The 17,914-nt window shown below is 57.1% G+C and carries 17 protein-coding genes; 10 read left to right on the forward strand and 7 right to left on the reverse strand.

What is annotated here, in order from left to right; all coding sequences use genetic code 11:
- Nucleotides 1–71 precede the first annotated feature (71 nt).
- Nucleotides 72–686, forward strand: a complete 615-nt coding sequence (locus CLOEV_RS00665; RefSeq protein ID WP_083829568.1) for a TetR/AcrR family transcriptional regulator — start codon at nt 72–74, stop codon at nt 684–686.
- Nucleotides 687–706: 20 nt separating this feature from the next.
- A complete protein-coding gene (gene pepD, locus CLOEV_RS00670; RefSeq protein WP_051484769.1) occupies nt 707–2,167 on the forward strand; it encodes a beta-Ala-His dipeptidase in 1,461 nt (486 codons plus the stop codon).
- A 128-nt stretch (nt 2,168–2,295) separates the two neighbouring features.
- Here pepD and CLOEV_RS00675 read toward each other — a convergent pair whose 3' ends face one another.
- From CLOEV_RS00675 to CLOEV_RS00700, 6 genes are all read right to left on the reverse strand, one after another.
- The gene (locus CLOEV_RS00675) at nt 2,296–3,717 is read right to left on the reverse strand and encodes a YfcC family protein (RefSeq protein ID WP_008709222.1); all 1,422 of its coding nucleotides are present in this window, start codon (nt 3,715–3,717) and stop codon (nt 2,296–2,298) included.
- Nucleotides 3,718–4,026: 309 nt separating this feature from the next.
- On the reverse strand, nt 4,027–5,037 hold the full coding sequence (locus CLOEV_RS00680) for a GGGtGRT protein (protein ID WP_034441322.1): 1,011 nt from the start codon (nt 5,035–5,037) through the stop codon (nt 4,027–4,029).
- A gap of 12 nt (nt 5,038–5,049) precedes the next feature.
- Nucleotides 5,050–5,742: an iron-sulfur cluster assembly scaffold protein gene (locus CLOEV_RS00685; protein WP_008709224.1), complete on the reverse strand. Its 693-nt coding sequence runs from the start codon at nt 5,740–5,742 to the stop codon at nt 5,050–5,052.
- Between the two features lie 49 nt (nt 5,743–5,791).
- Complete coding sequence (locus CLOEV_RS00690) at nt 5,792–7,180, reverse strand: phosphomannomutase/phosphoglucomutase (RefSeq protein ID WP_084482132.1); 1,389 nt, start codon at nt 7,178–7,180, stop codon at nt 5,792–5,794.
- 132 nt (nt 7,181–7,312) lie between these two features.
- A complete protein-coding gene (locus tag CLOEV_RS00695) occupies nt 7,313–7,930 on the reverse strand; it encodes a nitroreductase family protein (RefSeq protein ID WP_034441327.1) in 618 nt (205 codons plus the stop codon).
- A gap of 36 nt (nt 7,931–7,966) precedes the next feature.
- Nucleotides 7,967–8,746: a prepilin peptidase gene (locus CLOEV_RS00700; RefSeq protein ID WP_034441329.1), complete on the reverse strand. Its 780-nt coding sequence runs from the start codon at nt 8,744–8,746 to the stop codon at nt 7,967–7,969.
- 92 nt (nt 8,747–8,838) lie between these two features.
- Between CLOEV_RS00700 and CLOEV_RS00705 the strand changes: the two genes are divergently transcribed.
- On the forward strand, nt 8,839–9,051 hold the full coding sequence (locus tag CLOEV_RS00705; protein ID WP_008709229.1) for a tautomerase family protein: 213 nt from the start codon (nt 8,839–8,841) through the stop codon (nt 9,049–9,051).
- Between the two features lie 78 nt (nt 9,052–9,129).
- Here the strand turns inward: CLOEV_RS00705 and CLOEV_RS00710 are convergent, their stop codons facing one another.
- Nucleotides 9,130–9,963, reverse strand: a complete 834-nt coding sequence (locus CLOEV_RS00710) for an IclR family transcriptional regulator (RefSeq protein ID WP_008709231.1) — start codon at nt 9,961–9,963, stop codon at nt 9,130–9,132.
- 261 nt (nt 9,964–10,224) lie between these two features.
- Here CLOEV_RS00710 and CLOEV_RS00715 point away from each other — a divergent pair, with 261 nt between their 5' ends.
- The 7 genes from CLOEV_RS00715 (at nt 10,225) to CLOEV_RS00745 (ending at nt 17,913) form a co-directional block, all read left to right on the forward strand.
- Entirely contained in the window at nt 10,225–10,728 is a 504-nt protein-coding gene (locus tag CLOEV_RS00715) for a fumarate hydratase C-terminal domain-containing protein (protein WP_008709233.1), read from the forward strand.
- Between the two features lie 24 nt (nt 10,729–10,752).
- On the forward strand, nt 10,753–11,613 hold the full coding sequence (locus CLOEV_RS00720) for a fumarate hydratase (RefSeq protein WP_008709234.1): 861 nt from the start codon (nt 10,753–10,755) through the stop codon (nt 11,611–11,613).
- Nucleotides 11,614–11,642: 29 nt separating this feature from the next.
- On the forward strand, nt 11,643–12,992 hold the full coding sequence (locus CLOEV_RS00725; protein ID WP_008709236.1) for an amidohydrolase family protein: 1,350 nt from the start codon (nt 11,643–11,645) through the stop codon (nt 12,990–12,992).
- Nucleotides 12,993–13,028: 36 nt separating this feature from the next.
- Nucleotides 13,029–14,279, forward strand: coding sequence for a methylaspartate ammonia-lyase (locus tag CLOEV_RS00730; protein ID WP_008709238.1), 1,251 nt, complete (start codon nt 13,029–13,031; stop codon nt 14,277–14,279).
- A 94-nt stretch (nt 14,280–14,373) separates the two neighbouring features.
- Nucleotides 14,374–15,897, forward strand: coding sequence for a DUF362 domain-containing protein (locus CLOEV_RS00735; RefSeq protein ID WP_034441333.1), 1,524 nt, complete (start codon nt 14,374–14,376; stop codon nt 15,895–15,897).
- A gap of 79 nt (nt 15,898–15,976) precedes the next feature.
- Complete coding sequence (locus CLOEV_RS00740) at nt 15,977–16,957, forward strand: TAXI family TRAP transporter solute-binding subunit (protein ID WP_008709240.1); 981 nt, start codon at nt 15,977–15,979, stop codon at nt 16,955–16,957.
- 68 nt (nt 16,958–17,025) lie between these two features.
- On the forward strand, nt 17,026–17,913 hold the full coding sequence (locus CLOEV_RS00745) for a UPF0280 family protein (RefSeq protein WP_051484770.1): 888 nt from the start codon (nt 17,026–17,028) through the stop codon (nt 17,911–17,913).
- The last annotated feature ends 1 nt before the right edge of the window (nt 17,914 follow it).

The following is a 17,914-nucleotide window of genomic DNA, read 5'->3' on the forward strand; positions in this document are numbered from 1 at the left end:
AGGCACTATCTTACAGAAAGGGGTGTGCGCCATTGGATATCCAAAAACTGAGCATAAAAAAGAGACGAGTGATGATCTATTTTATCGAGGCGGCGCGGCAATTGATGTCATCCGATGGCATACAGGCGCTATCGATACGGGGGATCGCGGAGATCGCCGGGTATAACAGCGCGACGCTCTACAATTATTTTGAAGATCTTCAGCATTTGACGCTTTTCGCCTCGATGTCGTACCTGCGGGATTATGTCTCCGCGCTCAGCGGCAAATTGAAGGCGCCGATGAGTTCGCTTCAGCGCTATCGCGTCATTTACGAGACCTTCGATCATTTTGCCTTTCGCTCGCCGGAGATATTTTATAATATGTTTTTCGGAAGCCAAAGTTCAAAGCTCCCCGAGGTGACCGTGCAGTACTACACGCTCTTTCCCGACGAGCTGAAAGAGCATACGCCCTCGGTGCGAAAGATGCTGACACAGGGAAATATGTATCTCAGGGACGAACCGATCGTGGAAGAGCTGGTGAAAGACGGTTTTGTAAAGCGGGAAAATGCCCCGTATCTGTCGGCCATAGTGCCGCGGCTCAATCAGACCTATCTCCATGAGCTAGCGAACGGCGAACGTATCGACCCGGAGGAGCAGCACAGACGTTTCATTGCCGTATTCGATTATCTGCTGGAGACGGCAAAATAAACTTAAAGGGGGGGCAAACCATGCTTTCTGACAAGATGAAGTTGCTTGAGGACCGGACCATATGTCATTTCACGAGGCTCTGCGGCATTCCGCACGGCAGCTTCAACGAGAAAAAGATCAGCGATTATCTCTGCGAGTGGGCGCGCGGGCTTGGATTGAAAGCCGCGCAGGACGAACATTTTAACGTGGTGATCCGCAAGGAGGCTTCGCCGGGGAACGAGGCTGCGGGAGCCGTCATCCTCCAGGCGCATATGGATATGGTCTGTGAGAAGTCGCCGTCGTATAAGCATGATTTTAAAAAAGATCCCATTCCTTATCAGATAGACGGGGACATGATCTCGACTGGAGGCAAGACTACGCTGGGAGCCGACGACGGCATCGGTGTGGCTCTGATAATGGCGATCCTTGAGTCGGACGGCTTCGCGCATCCGCGTATCGAGGCTGTTTTCACCACGGCGGAGGAGGAGGACCTGAGCGGGGCGCTCTCTATCGACGGGAGCCTTTTTACGGCGCGCAGGATGATAAATATCGACCATGCCGCCGACAACGAGGTCGTGCTGGGAAGCTGCGGGGGAATGGCCGCCGAGCTCGCGCTTCCGGTCGAAAGGATACCTTTGGACGGCGGTCATGTATGCAGAACGATAGGGCTTTCGGGGCTCCCGGGAGGGCATTCCGGTGAAAATATCCACTGCGGCAACGGAAACGCCATCGTTCTCATCGGGCGTGTCCTTAGGCGCTGCGAACCGCTGGGCGTGCTGATATCCGATATTTCCGGCGGAAACTTTCGCACCGCGATACCGCGCGAGGCCTCGGTGACGGCGGCCGTTCCCCGGGAAAACACGGAAGCCTTTGATACGGCGCTCGCTGAAATGGAGATGGCGTTTAAAGAGGAATACCTGGCGGCCGCGCCGGAGCTGCGGCTCTCCGTTACGGAAGCCACGGCTTCGCAGGCCCTCTCCGCGGCCTGTACGGAACGGCTTATCCGGGCGCTTTGCCTCTCCCCCGACGGTATCTCCGCAATGAGCGACCGGATGGAACATGTCGTTGAAAGCTCTGACAACCTCGGCGAGCTGCATCTTGAGGAGGACGTTTGTCGGATAATATGTGAGATACGCGCCGCATATCCTTCGACGGCCGCGTATATCGCGGATAAGATCGCTATGCTTTCCGAACTGCTGGGCGCACGGTTCAGGACCTTCGGACGCTACCCCGGCTGGAGTTATGATCCCGGCTCCAAGATGAAGGAAATATCCAACCGGGTTTACGCGAGGGAATTTGGCGAGGCGCAAAAAAACGTCGTACTGCACGCGGGGCTTGAGTGCGGATGTTTTTACGCCGTGATACCCGGCCTTGACGCGATCTCAGTCGGACCGAATATGTGGAACCTCCATTCCCCCTCCGAGCGCATGAGCCTTTCGTCCGTCAACAAAATGGCTAGATTTCTTGTCAAGCTGCTCGAAGAGCTGGCTTTGGAGAGGTAGATGACAGGGAGGATATAAAATAAACGGAGAAGACAGAGCCCCGTTCCGTTCGAGATCGGGGCTCCGCTTTTGGGGGAGAATTAAGAAAAGGAGAAAGGCCGGACCTTTGATCCGGCCGGGAATGTTTTTTAAAAGGGCCCGTATCCGACCGTGACCGCGATGATCAGCGATGCGAAGGCGATCAGGCACCAGATGCCGAATAGCGGCAGCAGCCATTTTACCCACTTTCCATAGGGGATTTTCGCCATCGCGATCGCCGCGATGACTTCGCCGCTGGTCGGCGCGAGTACGTTTGTGAAGGAGTCTCCCATCTGAAAGGCCAGGACCGCCGTCTGGCGCGTCACGCCGATGACGTCGGCGAGCGGGGCCATGATCGGCATCGTGATCGCCGCCTGCCCCGAACCAGAGGGGACGAGGACGTTGAAAATGTCTTGAACGACGAACATCGCGCAGGCGCTTATCGCCGGCGGCAGGCCGTTGAGCAGTCTGGAAAGGGAGTGGATTATCGTATCCATGATCGAGGCGTTTTCCGTGATGATGATGACGGCGTTGCATAGGCCGATGACCATGCAGGCGAACAGCATATTGTCGCAGCCTTTGAGGAACGCGTCAGCGATCTCGCCGGCTTTCAGCCCGCCGGCGATACCGGCGACGATGCCGACAATGACGAACAGCGCGGCCAGTTCGTCGATATAGAAGCCGAGTTTGAGCACGCCGTAGACGAGTACGGCGATGGCGGCGACGAATGTCAGCAGCACGAGCTTGTGGCGCGTCGTCATGCCCTTGCTTTGGGCTTCGGCGATGGCGGCATGGGTGTGGCTGTTATATTCAAGGTCTATCTCGTGAACGGAGCTGAGCTCAGGATTATTTTTGACCTTGCGCGCGTAAAGCATGACATAAATGATGCTCGCGGTTATCAGCGCGATGAAGACCCCGGCGCGGAAAACGATGCCGGAGAACATCGGCAGCCCGGATATCCCCTGCGCGACGCCGACGGTGAATGGGTTCGTCATCGCCCCCGCGTAGCCCGACGCCGCGGCGCAGAAAACTACGCCGATCGCCGTCAGAGAGTCGAACCCCATCGCGACACAGACCGCGATCATCAAGGGGACGAAGACCAGATATTCCTCAAAGTTACCGGCGAAGGCCGAGCCGCAGCCGAAGATGATCATGCAGACGGGGATGACTACGAGCTCGCGGCCGTCCATTCTTTTTACGACTGATGCCAGGCAGGCGTTCATCGCGCCGGTCGCTTCGATTACGCCGAAAGCGCCGCCGACGAGGAAGAGGAAGAAGATTATATAGGCGGCTCTCTGCATTCCCAGCGTTATTGACATGAAGAACTCAAAAAATCCTACCGGGTGCTGGGCGATGTATTTGAAACTCTGCGGGTTGACGACCTCGCGCTGCGTCGTCGGGTCCATAACGCGCTCGTATACGCCGGCCGGGACTATGTAGGTCGCGATGGCCGCGATGACCAGGATGATTGCAAGTAAGACGATGGGGTTCAACGCTTTCAATTTTGTCTTTTTCTCTGACGTGTTTTCCACAATATGACCTCCTCTTGAGTTTAAAATAGTTTTTATGTCAAATACAGCAGTGCCTTTTTGCGGCGCACGCTCCTCTCCCGTATCATATTTAAATTTTGTGAATATGCTGAAAACGTGTTGTTTATAATAATCCAGATTATAAAATAATCATGTTTATATGTCAATTTTTAAATCAGTAATTTTTATGCTTGAAATTTTGAGTTTCTATGTGAAGAAATAAAAATGAGAAAATGTGATGCCAACGAAAAAACGGGCCGGACACAAAGGTCCGGCCTATCTCTTATCTTAGGTTCGGTCGTTTCCGCGTCCTTAAAACTTGCCGGCTTTTGCCGCCTCTTCGACGGCGACGGCCACCGCGACGGAGGCGCCGACCATCGGGTTGTTGCCCATGCCGATGAGGCCCATCATGTCGACATGCGCGGGGACGGAGGAGCTGCCGGCGAACTGCGCGTCGCTGTGCATGCGGCCCATGGTGTCGGTCATGCCGTAGCTCGCGGGGCCGGCTGCCATGTTGTCGGGGTGCAGCGTGCGTCCCGTACCGCCGCCCGAGGCGACGGAGAAGTATTTCTTGCCGTTCTCGACGGCCCACTTTTTGTATGTGCCGGCGACGGGGTGCTGGAAGCGCGTCGGGTTTGTCGAGTTGCCGGTGATGGAGACGTCGACGCCCTCGTGCCGCATGATCGCCACGCCCTCGTTGACGTCGTTGGCGCCGTAGCATTTGACCTTCGCCTTGTCGCCGTCGGAGAAGGGCTTTTCCATCGTTACCTCAAGTTCCCCTGTGTACTGGTTGTAGAGCGTCTCCACGAAGGTGAAGCCGTTGATGCGTGAGATGATGTAGGCGGCGTCTTTGCCGAGCCCGTTCAGGATGACGCGCAGCGGCTCTTTGCGCACCTTGTTTGCCGTGCGCGCGATGCCTATCGCCCCCTCGGCGGCGGCGAACGACTCATGTCCCGCGAGGAAGCAGAAGCACTTTGTATCTTCCCGCAGCAGCATTGCCGCGAGGTTGCCGTGGCCGAGGCCGACTTTGCGCTGGTCGGCGACGGAGCCGGGGACGCAGAAGGCCTGGAGCCCCTCGCCGATCTTTTCCGCCGCTCCGGCCGCCGTCCGGCTGCCGCTCTTTATCGCGTTCGCCGCGCCGAGCGTGTAGGCCCAGACGGCGTTGTCAAAGGCGATCGGCTGGATGCCGCGCACGATGGCGGCGACGTCGACGCCCTTGTCAAGGCAGAGCTGCTGCGCCTCTTCCAGGCAGTCGAAGCCTATTCCGGCGAGGAATGAGTTTATCTTGTCTATCCTGCGTTCGTAACCTTCAAAGTTTGCCATTGCCGTTTCCTCCTACTGCCTGCGCGGGTCTATTATCTTGGCGGCCTCTGCGTAGCGGCCGTATGCGGCGGTGTTTTTCTCAAGGGCCTCTTTGGGGTCCATGCCCTTGCGGATCGCCTCCATCATCTTGCCGAGCGATACATAGCGGTAGCCGATGATCTCGCCGTTTTTGTCGAGTGCCTGGTCAAGGACGTAGCCTTCCGCCATTTCAAGGTAACGCGGCCCCTTCTCGAGCGTGCCGTACATCGTGCCGATCTGCGAACGCAGCCCCTTGCCGAGATCCTCCAGCCCCGCGCCGACTGGGAGCCCGTCGTCAGAGAAGGCGCTCTGCGTCCTTCCGTAGGCTATCTGGAGGAAGAGCTCGCGCATCGCGGTGTTGATCGCGTCGCAGACGAGGTCGGTGTTGAGCGCCTCAAGGATCGTCTTTCCGGGGAGTATCTCCGCCGCCATTGCCGCCGAGTGGGTCATGCCCGAGCAGCCGATCGTTTCGACAAGCGCCTCCTGGATGACGCCGCCCTTGACGTTGAGCGAGAGTTTGCAGGCGCCCTGCTGCGGCGCGCACCAGCCCACGCCGTGCGTAAAGCCGGAGATGTCTCCTATCTGCCTCGATTCTATCCATTTCCCCTCTTCGGGGATGGGCGCGGGGCCGTGATTGGCGCCCTTTGCCACACATACCATTTCTTCAACTTCGCGAGAACACTGCATGTGGTCCGTCTCCTCCTCAAAATTATCTATATATTGTGAACCGCGTTCCTTAATAACCCCACTCAAAGTCAGGACTGCCCGCCGCAAGCAGCCGGCGCTTCATGTCTTTGGTTATTTCGTCCAGAGCCTCTTTCGTGCGTCCCTCGCAGCGCGCGACGAGCACGGGCTGGGTGTTTGAGACGCGGACGAGCCCCCAGCCGTCTTTGTAGATTATTCTCACGCCGTCGACGGTGATCGTATTGAGCTTTTCCGCGAGAGCCGCCTCTTTGACGCGCTCTACCACGCCGAACTTGACGTCGTCGGGGCAGTCGTAGCGCGTCTCTATCGTCGAGGGATAGAGCGGGATGTCCCTCATCAGCTCCGCGAGTGTTTTTTCGGTGTTGGAGATTATGCGCGCGAGCCGTCCGGCGGCGTAGAAGGCGTCGTCATAGCCGAAGTATTCATCGGCAAAAAACATGTGCCCGGAGACCTCGCCGGAGAAGAGGGCGTGTTCTTCACGCATCTTCGCCTTAACGAGCGAGTGCCCCGCGTTCCACCACATCGGCCTGCCTCCGAGCTTCTCCACCGTCTCCGGCAGGGCCATCGAACTCTTTACCTCGCAGATCGCCACCGCGCCGGGGTGTTTCGGCAGGATCTCGCTCCAATAGAGCGCCATCAGGCGGTCTCCCCAGATTACCTCGCCGTCGTTGTCGACGACGCCGATGCGGTCGGAATCGCCGTCGAAGCCGACGCCGAAATCCGCGCCGCCCTCCTTTACCGCGGCGATCAGCGCGGGGAGGTTCTCGCGTTTCGTCGGGTCGGGGTGATGGTTGGGAAAGCGTCCGTCCGGCGTGCTGTATAGCTCCGTCACATCGCAGCCGATGCGCCGCAGGAACTCCGGCGCGTAGAGGCCGCCGGTGCCGTTGCCCGAGTCGCAGACGATCTTGGGCCGGCGCGGTCCGAGGGTTATCTTTGAAACGAGCATGTCGATGTACTCGGCGCTGATGTCTGCGGTCCTATAGACGCCCGGCCTCTCCGCCGCCGTCATGTCGTCGGCGGTTATCATCCTGTAGATCGACTGGATGTCGTCGCCCCAGAGCGTGGCTCTGTCGTAGGCCACTTTCAGGCCGTTGAACTCTTTCGGATTATGGCTGCCGGTCACCATGATCCCTCCCCCCGCCTCGAAGCGGTAGAGGCTCCAGTAGAAGGTCGGCGTCGAGACGAGGCCGATATCGGTGACATTGACGCCGGCCGCGTTCAGGCCGCGTGCCGCGGCCGCTTTTATGCGCGCGGTGGAAAGCCTCGCGTCGCCCCCGACGGTGGTTTCGGTGACGCCTCGCCGGCTGAGCCAGGTGCCGAAGGCCCTGCCGATGAGAAATACGTGTTCGTCGGTGAGCTCCGAATCGGCGATGCCTCTTATATCATATTCGCGAAAAATGTGCGCGGGGACAAAACTCATAGTGATACCTCCGTTTCTGGTATTACTTCAGCTAAAGCATATAGCTTTTGCGCGGCTTTTGCAACCGGAACGAGTGTGCAAAAACACAAAACGGCCTGAGAAAAATCTCAGGCCGTTTTGTGTTTTTATCGGTTATTGTCTGCCGACTGCCATGACGCCGGTTATCTTCATGATCGGGCCAAGCGTCAGCGCCGCCTCTATATTTACCTTGTTGAAAGAGGCTAGGAAGCGTCCCTTGAGGCCGAGCGCCTCGGCGGCGAGGAAAACGTTCTGCGACATCGCGCCGGTGGCGATGTAGTTGTAATTTTCAACGTTCATCGTTCCCTTGCTCACGAATACGAGTATACAGGGGGCGCTCTTCGCGAAGTCCTGCGTTACGGCGCGGCTCGTCAGCTTCTTTTCCGCCGTCTGCTGCATCAGCGCGTTTTTCTCCCAATTATAAAGATAGCCGCCGCTCTTCAGCAGAACGTAGACGGAGACGTAGGGCTCGCGCCCCATCGCCATCGGCACCGTCCAGCCCTTCGGTTCGCGGTTCTTTCCCGTCGCCGCCCAGAGTATAGTTGAGAGCTCTTTCAGCGAAAGCTCCTCTTTGGAAAAATCCCGCTGTTCCGCCGAGGCGCGGGTGGGGATCGCCTCCATAACGGAGGGCCCGCCGGTTTTATCCGGTTCCGGCAGGACGATGTTGGCCGCCGTCGCGGCGGATGCCGCGGCAAGCAGGAGCGCCGCTGTGAGCGATAAAATCTTCTTCATAAGTTGTTCCTCCTTAAATTATTACTTAAAAATTTTTTAGATCACGGCCCAGGGCCATTGCGCCGTATACCCCAGGTAGGACAAAATCTTTTCCCCAAACAACATCGCGAACGCCATCCCCGCGCAAAGAAACGGTCCGAGCGGCACGGCGGTCTTGCGCGTGACCCTCTTGGCAAGCAGCAGGGGTATCACCACGAGGCCGCCGCTCATAAAGCCGAGGTACAGCGAGAGCAGCGTCAGCCTGAATCCCATGAAAGCGCCGACGCCGAGCATCAGCACCGCGTCTCCAAGTCCCATGCGCCCGCGGCTTGCGATGATTATCGTCCCGATCACCCCGAAGCCGGCGAGCGCGCCGAAGAGGCCGTCCAACAGCCCGCCCCAGCCGTGAACGGCGCGCAGCAGCATGCCGCAGGCCGCCATCGCTATCGCCCATGAATCGTAGATATAACCAGTGTCAAGATCCGTGAGCGTGTGGAAGGCGATGAAGGGAACTGAGAGCGCGGCGAAGGCGAGCGCCGGCGTCAATCCAAATCTCCAGACGAAGATGGCCGCAAGCGCTCCGCACGAAAGCTCGGCGGCAAAATGGCGCAGCGGGATGCGGGCGCGGCAGACGCGGCAGCGGCCCTGAAGAACGATGAAGGAGACTACTGGAATGAGGTCGCACGACGATAAAGTCCGGCCGCAGCTGTCGCAGACGGAACGTTCGCGTCCCCACCATTTTTTCTCCGCCGCCGTCCGCATGGCCGCCGCGTTGGCAAAAGAGCCGAGCGCCGCGCCGAGGCAGAAACCCAGAAATATATAAATACCGCCGTCCATATAGACACCTCAGCCATAGAGCGATTAAAATACGGGTTATATTTTACACGCAACCGCCGATATTTCATAATCATAATAAGGAGATGCGAAAGATGCCGATCGTTATGGTAAACATCAAAGAGGGACGCACCGTGGAACAGAAACGCGCGATGGTGACGGGGATGACGAAGGTCCTTTGCGAGACGATGGAGGTGCCGCAGAGCTCCGTGCGCATCATCATCAACGAGATGAAGAACGATAACTTCGCGATCGCCGGCACGCTGATCTGCGACGATCCGTCAAAGCAGGTGAAAAAGAAAGACTAGCGCGGCGTGACCTTCCCTATGGACAAAGAAAAATCGTGGATCACTTCGGAGGTCCACGATTTTTCATTTATGAGGATTTTACATATTGCCGATGATATGGTCCAGCGAAGGGCTCCTGAATAGGAAATCAGGGTTTTCCGCGGGCTCGCTCCATCCGAAGGTGGAGGATATCTCCGCGCAGTATTGGGGAATGCGCTCCTTCAGCCCCTTGACGATGTTGTCGGTGAACCTAGCGCTCGGCCCGGTGACAGCGATCGTACAGAGGATATTGCCGTCGTTCCCGACGATCGGTCCCGCGATCGAAGAGAAGCCCTCCTGGTATTCGTTGATGCAATAGCTGTAGCCGTTTTTACAGAGGTTATAAAGCTCCCTCATTAACTTTGCCCGGTCCGTCGTCGTGAATGTCGTAAGGTTCCTTGTATCTTTTAAAAAGCTGTCCTGTTCCTCCGGCGTGGCGTAGGCGAGGAAACCCCTGCCGCCCGCGCCGGCCCACAGCACATACTTTGAGCCGACGGTGGGCGAGAACTTGAAGCTGTGAAAGGCCGGCACCTTTTCAAAGCAGATGCGGTAATCGCCCTCTCTGATGTAGACCAGCGCCGTTTCTCCAAATTCATCCCTCAGCCTGACGAGATAGGGATATGTCACCTTTCTCAGGAAATCATTCTGCTTTGCGCAGTAGCCGAGGCTGTAGACCCGCCGCCCGAGGCTGAAACGCTTGGTGCTTTTATCGCGTATAAGGAAAGATTCCTGCTCCAGTATACCCGCGATCCTCGAGGCGGTGGAATATGGTATCTGCACCAGCTTCGAGATCTCCGTCAGCGACAGGTCGTCTATTCCTCTTGTAAAACAGTTTAATATCGCAAGGGCCCTCTGTATGGCCTGAGTTCCGGTCTCCAATTGTTTTTCGCTCATCTCTCATACCTCCGCGAAACGTATTATAAGCCTAAACATAATGTGATAAGACATTTCTCCTTGTTATTGAAAATATATTTAACCGCTCAATGAATTTTCCTGAATTTTAACAGATAACATCACCTCAAACCAGATAGAGAAATTTTTCGTTATTGACAGCCGAGATAAAACTATGTATGATGTAATCACCACATAGAAGATATTATATCCACAATATGGATATAAGCAAGAGATAAAAATTATGAAAGGGATGGCGCGGATATGCAGATAAAGATGCCGGTCGACGATGAGACGATAAAGAAGCTGCACGTGTATGACATGGTCGAGATCTACGGGCCGATCTTTACGGGTCGCGACGCGGTGCTGCCGAAGGTCGTCAAGTGTATCGAAGAGGGAACATGTGAGGAAAAGGGGATCTTTCTGAAAGGGGCGGCCGTTTTTCACACGGCGGTGAGCCCCGCCGGCATCGGGCCGACATCGAGCAACAAGCTCGATATTGAGGGCAGCATTCCCGCGCTCTCGGAGGCCGGCGTCAAAATGCACATCGGCAAAGGCAGCCTCAAGAAAGAAACGGTCGAGGCTCTGAAGAAAAATAATTCGATCTTCCTCGTCACCCCGCCGAACACGGCGCTGTTGACGGCTACGATGAAAAGCAAGCGCGTCGTGGCCTTCCCCGAAGAGGGCATGGAGGCGCTTTACGAGGTCGAGGTCGAAAAGTTCCCCGCTATAGTCGCCATCGCTCACGGCGAATCGATCTATGACTAAGAGGGGCCGGCGGAGGTAATTAAGATGATAGATTGCAGGGAAGTTACGGAAAAAACGGCGGATACACTGGTCAGGGCAAGCACGGTCTTTCGTCCAGACCAGATAGCGGCCTATAAGCGCGCGGCGGAGAATGAAGAGAGCCCGCACGCCAGATGGGTACTCAACAATATCCTTGAAAACGCGGAGATCGCGGAATCAAAGGTATTCCCGCTCTGCGACGATACGGGCATCCCCCATCTCTTCCTTGAAGTGGGCGAAGAATGCGTCGTCCCCGCCGGTTTTTACAAAGCGGTGGAGGAAGGCGTCGCCAAAGGTTTGAGGACGCTTCCGGGCCGCCCGATGGCGGTGATGGGAAACGACGCCGAACGCATAAGCCAGAGCGGAGGGCTCTCCGACGACTCCGGCGCGCTCGCGATGGCCCCTATTCAGACAAGACATGTTCCGGGCAAAGATATCCGCCTGACGGTGATGATGTACGGCGGCGGTCCCGAGATCCGCGGCAAGACGCTGCGCGTCTTCCATAAACATTCGGTCGACACGGTGATAGACGAGATGATCGCCTGGGGCGCCGAGGGCGCGAAGCTCCTGGGTTGTCTGCCCTGCGTGCTTGTATTCGGCATCGGCCGCTCCAACTATGAGGCCGCCTCGCTGGGCATGGAGGCGATGGCCAAGGGCAACTTCCTTGTGCAGTCGGAGATGGAAAAGAGGATCACCGACGCCGTAAACGAATCCGGCTACGGCGCGCTGGGGCTCGGAGGCAAGACCACGGTCCTCGGCACCTTCGTCAAGGTCGGGCCGCAGAGGGCCAGCGGCATAAGAGTAGTATCGATGAGGCTGGGCTGCTGCTTTGATCCGCGCCGCGCCGAGTGTCTCTTTGAAGGATAAGAATCTAATTTATATCAGGAGGATATAAGATGAAGATATTTAAAAACGGCACCGTCGTAACCGGAGACGGCAAGACAGTATTGGAGAAGGCGAACGTCATTGAGGTCGACGGGCTCGTCGCCGACGTAAACCTCTATTATGACGAAAACCTTGAGTCATACGCGGAAGAGGTCGTAGACTGCGGCGGCAAGTGCGTGATGCCCGGCATGATCAACCACCATCAGCACGGCGTGACCTTTGGCACGATGTTTGCCAGCGGCTGCGTCAGCTACGGGCGCGAATTTATCCTCGACCACCTCGACAGGAGCCTGCTCCAGGGGCACACGACGGTCCTCAACGTCGACGGTTTCGCGACGATGGACGAGGTCGAAGAGGCCCAGAAGGCCCATCCGATCCGTATCAAGACGGCGACGACCCACGCCCCGATCAACTACCACGCGGGCGAGCTCTGTGACGGCAAAGGTTTCCTGCCCAAGCACAAAGAGATGACCGTTGAAAAGATGCTCGCGGACGGCGCGGTCTGCATCGGCGAAGTCGGCGGCGGCCATACGCTCGGCGGCGGCGGTCAGGATTATCTTTACATCCCGCGCGCGGTCAAAGAGCGCAAAGGCAAGGACATAGACTACCTCCAGGCGCGCGCGATGAAGCTCTCCGTCCTCGGACGCTATATAGAAGAATCATATTATGACCGCGACCGCGTGGCGGCGGCGCTCAAAGAGGCCAAGCTTGACAGCTTTCTCACGCCGGAAGAGACGAAGGACATCGTCTACAAGACGACGCTCGCCTCAGTGAAGGTGGCCCTTGACGGATACCGCGAAGCGGCGAACCTCGCCAAGAGATACGACGTGCCGCTGATGATCCACAACGCTCCGACCTCTAAGTACATCGTCCACGAGATCGCGAAGATGGGCCTTAACACACTTATCTGCTGTCACTCAAACTACCTATTCACCACCGAGGAATGCGTCGAAAACGGCCGCTACCTCAAGCAGTTCCCCGGCGTCGTGCTCGACGCCGCCGTACATGATCCCTGGGGCGCGAAGCACCTCGTCGCCACGCCGGACAACCTTTACGCCTTCTATGAAAACGACCTCATCGACGTCATCTCCACCGACTTCGCGGCCGGACACAGCGATTCGATGCTCGAAGCCATCCAGCACGCGGCGCTCGAGAAGAAGCTCGTCGGCCTCGCTAAAGCGGTGAGACAGGGGACTTCAAGAGTCACCGAAGTGCTGCCGCTGCTCGCGCCGAACCTCGGCGAACTCAAGAAAGGCTATACGGCTGACATCGTGGTCACGGAATATCCGCAGCTCAAGAACGTTGAAAGAGTTTACATCGGCGGCAAACTCGTCGCCAAAGACGGTAAAGTCATTCGTTAATTATCATATAAATATTCAGAGAGGAAATGATTTGAAATGAAGGTTAAAAAGGTACTTTGTTCAGAGGCGCTTACCGGATTCTATATGGACGACAAAGAGGCCATCAAAAGCGGCGCTAAGTCCGACGGCTTCGTATATAAAGGCGCGCCGGTAACGCCCGGATTCAAGTCGATCAGACAGCCAGGCGTGGCGGTTTCCGTGATGTTCGTCCTTGAAGACGGCCATGTGGTATACGGCGACTGCGCCGTCGCCCAGTACGCGGCCAGCGGCGGCAGAGAGGTCCCGAACACCGCCGCGGCGCTGATCAAGGTCATCGAGAAGTACGTAACGCCCTACTTTGAGGGAATGGATATCAAAGAATTCAAATCGACGGCGGAGAAATTTGACCGCTATGAGTTCGACGGAGAGCGCCTCCCCGCCTCCATCCGCTACGGCGTGACTCAGGCGATACTCGAAGCCGCCGCCTACGAGCAGAAGCTGACGATGTGCGAAGTCATCCTCAACGAATACAACCTGCCCGTCGACCTCACCCCTGTGCGCATCAACGCCCAGTCCGGCGACGAGCGCTACACCAACGTTGACAAGATGATCCTCAAGAAGGTCGGCATGATGCCCCACGGACTGATCAACAACGTCGAAGAGAAGCTCGGCAAAGACGGACAGATATTCCTTGACTGGGTCAAATGGGTCACGAAGCGCATCTCCGATATCGGTGAACCCGACTACAAGCCCGTCATGCGCTACGACGTCTACGGCTGCATGGGCAAGGCCTTCGACAACGACCTTGACAAGGTCGGCGAATACCTCATCAAAGTCGCCGACGCCTGCGCCCCCTATGAAGTATTCGTCGAGATGCCGGTAGATATGAAATCGAACGAAAAGCAGCTTGAGGCCATGAAATATCTGCGCAAGTACCTTGACGACGCCGGCTGCCGCCTTAAACTTATCATCGACGAATACGCGAACACCTACGAAGAGATCGTCGAGTGGGTCGACGCCAAGGGCGCCGACATGGTACAGGTCAAGACGATCGACCTCGGCGGCATCAACAACATAGTGGAGGCCGACCTCTACTGCAAGGCGCACGGCGTCCTTGCCTACCAGGGCGGCACCTGCAACCAGACGGACAAGGCTGCGATCGTCTGCGCCAATCTTGCCGTTGCCACCAAACCGTTCGCAATGGCGGGAACCCCCGGAATGGGCGTCGACGAAGGCGTAATGATCGTCAGCAACGAGCAGGAGAGACTGCTCGCGATACTCAAAGCGAAACAGGAAGGTAAGATCTAGCGTACCACCTCTACCCTCGCTCCGGCAGTGTCGACGGCAGTAATGCAGCGCTGCCGGAGTTTTTGTAAGGCCCCTTTTAAAGGAGTTGGGAGAAATGATAAGAGTTGAAATCAGCAAGTGTGTGGGATGCAAGGCGTGTGAGCAGGTATGTCCCTCCGGGGCGATCAGGGTCGTTGACAGAAAGGCGGTAGTCAACGACAACTGCGTCCACTGCGTCACCTGCATCAAATACTGCAAACCCGGCGCGATATCGGAGGATGCGGTAGCGGAGAATACCCTGCTCTGCCGCAACTGCGGCGTCAAATGCCGCATTCCCGAGGGTAAAGAGGGCGCGTGCAAGCGCTTCCGCAATGAAAACGGCGGGCTTGCCCTTGTAAGGCCCCTGCAGATACCGACAAACACCGAGATCACTCCGGAAAAGACCGCGATCATGAAACCGGTCGTTTCCGCGGTCGGAGCCGGCGCTGCCTATCCCGATTACAAACCGGCCCCCTATATCGTCACCGAAAAGCGCGATGATTTTGACGTCGTCACCGTCGTTACAGAGGCCCCGGTCTCCTACAGCTCGATGATGGTGAAGATCGACACCAACGCCCACATCGGCGATGAGGGCGCGCTCGTTCGCCGCAGCGGCAGGGTTGTCGGCATCGTCACCACGGAGCAATACGGTTCCCATATTCTCATCCTCGGCGGCGTCAACAAGGTCAAAGGCCCCGACGGCATGTATGTCGTGAAGACGATGGCCGAGCTGGGAAATAAAGAAAAGGTGACGCTGACGGTGGATAACGGCTGCACGCTGGAGCTGCAGGTAGGCGAGCATCCCGTGATCAACGGCGTCGTTGACGATAAAATGCGCGTCGGCTGCGGCGGCGCCTGCTGCGGATTGTTCGCGCGCTCGCTGGCTCCGCTTATTGACGAGGCGATCATCCTCGACCATCATATCACCGGGCTTTTCACACAGCATCCCGCCGGCGCGGAGCAGAAACCTTACAGCGGCGTCACACCCGTCGGACGGCTGGCGACCAACGGCCGTTATTTCTTTGAGCACGGCGACGGCTGGGGCGGCACAAATATCAAAGACCCCATCGAGGCGATCAGGAATATCGATATGAACATCGCCAGGCCGGGCATGAAGATACTGGTCGCCGAAACCACCTGGCGCAAGATCGCGCTCTTCGAGGTCTCATCCGAGGGAAAGCCGGTACCTGTCGCGATCCCCGCCGAACTGGAAGCCTTCCGTAAAATGGCGGCTGGCTGCTGCGAAGACAGCCGCGTCTCCGCGATGTACTATGCGGGCGTCGGCGGCAGCGCGCGGGCCGGCGTCACGGTCGACCCGATACAGATCACCAAGGCGGTGCACCGAGGCGACGCGAACCTCACGATCGCCGGCGCTCCGACATACCTGATGCCCGGCGGCGGAATAACGTTTCTTGCCGATGTGGAGAAGATGATCGACCACCCCTTCAACTACACGGCTTCGCCGGCGGTCCTCGCCCCCATCGAATACACGATGACGGTTGAAAATTACGAAAAGATCAAGGGGCACGTCCACGCGATGCGCACAAAAGAGGATGTGCTCAAAGAGGGCAGATACGAGTTTACCGAGCTCAAGGATTAAATGGCGGTTTTATGTCCCGTGGGAGAGAAGGGACATTTATTCGGAAAACGTTTCACATTTTGAGAGGAGGAACTTTGTAATGAAAAAGTTTTTTACGGTACTGGCATTAGTGGCGGTAATCTTCTCAGTGGCTGGTTTTGCGGCAGCTCCGGCACAGGCTGCGCAGAAACTTGACCTGGCAATATGCGGAGGCTCTATCGGCGGCGCTTGGGCGGCGATCGGCGAAGGCGTCGGCGAAGTCGTAAGGCGCAGCTATCCCGGTTCCAACACCGCTTATGAAGTGGGTCAGGAAGCGGCCAACCTCGCCCTTGTTTCGCGCGGGAAAATCCAGCTCGGCATCGCTCACGCCCAGCTCATCAAAATGGCGGCGGACGGCAAACAGCCCTTTAAGAAAAAGATCGATAACCTTCGCGCGCTCTGTGTTCTTTACAACGGAGCGGTAGAGCATTTTATCGTCAAAGCTGACACGAAGGCAAACACCTTCGCCGATCTGAAGAGTAAGAAATATCCGCTCAAAGCCTATTTCAACACCAAGGATTCCTTTATGGACATCGTAGGCAAAAAGGTTATCGAGGCTGAAGGCATCACTGCGGCCGATATCGACAAGTGGGGCGGGTTCACGAAGAACAGCTCGATGGGCGCGGCTCTTGACCTTATGAGAGACGGCAAGATCGACGCCTACAGCAACGTTATTCAGGTACCGTCAAGCCATGTCGTCGACGCGGGAACGACCCTGAAGCTGAACCTGCTCGGCATGTCTCCCGCCGCCCAGAAGAAGGTCAACGACGAACTGGGCACCTACTCGGCCGTGATCCCCAAATCCGCCTATAACTTCCTCAAGAATGATGTTCCCACCGTCGGAGCTACGGTCATCCTGTTTACCAACGCCGACCTTCCCGACGACGAAGCATACGCGATCCTCAAGTCGATCAAGGACAATTTCCCCTACTTCTGCAACATCCACGGTTCGCTTAAGGGGCTGAAATTCTCGGAAATTAAGAATACGGCGCCCGTTCCGCTTCACCCCGGCGCGGTGAAGTTTTTTAACGAAAACAAGTAATAAGTTTTGATTTTGCCGCGGGAAACCCTTTTATTTAAGGATTCCCACGGCAAATCAGGAGTAATTTCATGAACTTTCAAAAGTACAATGTAATACAGGAGGGCCTCGTCTATATCGATCACGGCCCGATCACCATGACGCTTGAGGCGCGCCGTAACGGCTGTGCCTTTACGGAGGCGGCGGTTGCCGGAGCGGAGCGGGTGCTCGAAGTCTTTGGAGAGTCAGCAGTATATCTTGAGTATCTGCGCCGCCCGGTGGAAAAAATATCTTCGCTCCCGGACGGGACGCCGCTGGCGGTACGTAAAATGACGGAATCCGTCATGATGCTCGAAGAGGGAGACTTCACTCCGCTGGCTGCGGTCGCGGGCACGACCGCGGATTTCGCCGTCGAAGCGATGGCCGCCCACGGAGCGGATTACGCGCTTGCCAATAACGGAGGCGATATTGCCTGGCATATATCCCGGGGACAGAGTACGCCGCGAGATTTTTTGAAGGTCGGCCTGATAAGCGACATCAACGGCGGGCGGGCAACCCATTCTCTGAAAATAAAATCATTCGGTGAGATAAGGGGACTTGCCACAAGCGGATTGGGAGGAAGGAGCCTTACGCGCGGTATCGCTTCAGCCGTGACGGCGCTCGCTCCCGATTCTTCAAGGGCTGACGCGGCGGCCACCGCGATCGCCAACGCCTGTTACTGTGATGATCCGGCCATAGAACAGTGCCTCGCTGAGGAGCTTGACTACGGAACGGATATCCGCGGGCTGACGGTGACGAAGTCCGTCGGCTGCCTTCGGAGCGGAAGCGCCGAGCTTGCTCTTGAGGCGGGATGCCGGAGAGCCGAAACGCTGATCGGCAAAGGAATGATTTTTGGCGCGGTGTTGTTTGTCGCCGGCGCCATGCAGATAGTAAAAACGAAGGAGAGAGTGGACCTCTTTGAGGTCGCCGCGTTGGATTAGG

The sequence above is a fragment of the Cloacibacillus evryensis DSM 19522 genome (genome assembly GCF_000585335.1).
Classification (GTDB): Bacteria; Synergistota; Synergistia; order Synergistales; family Synergistaceae; genus Cloacibacillus; species Cloacibacillus evryensis.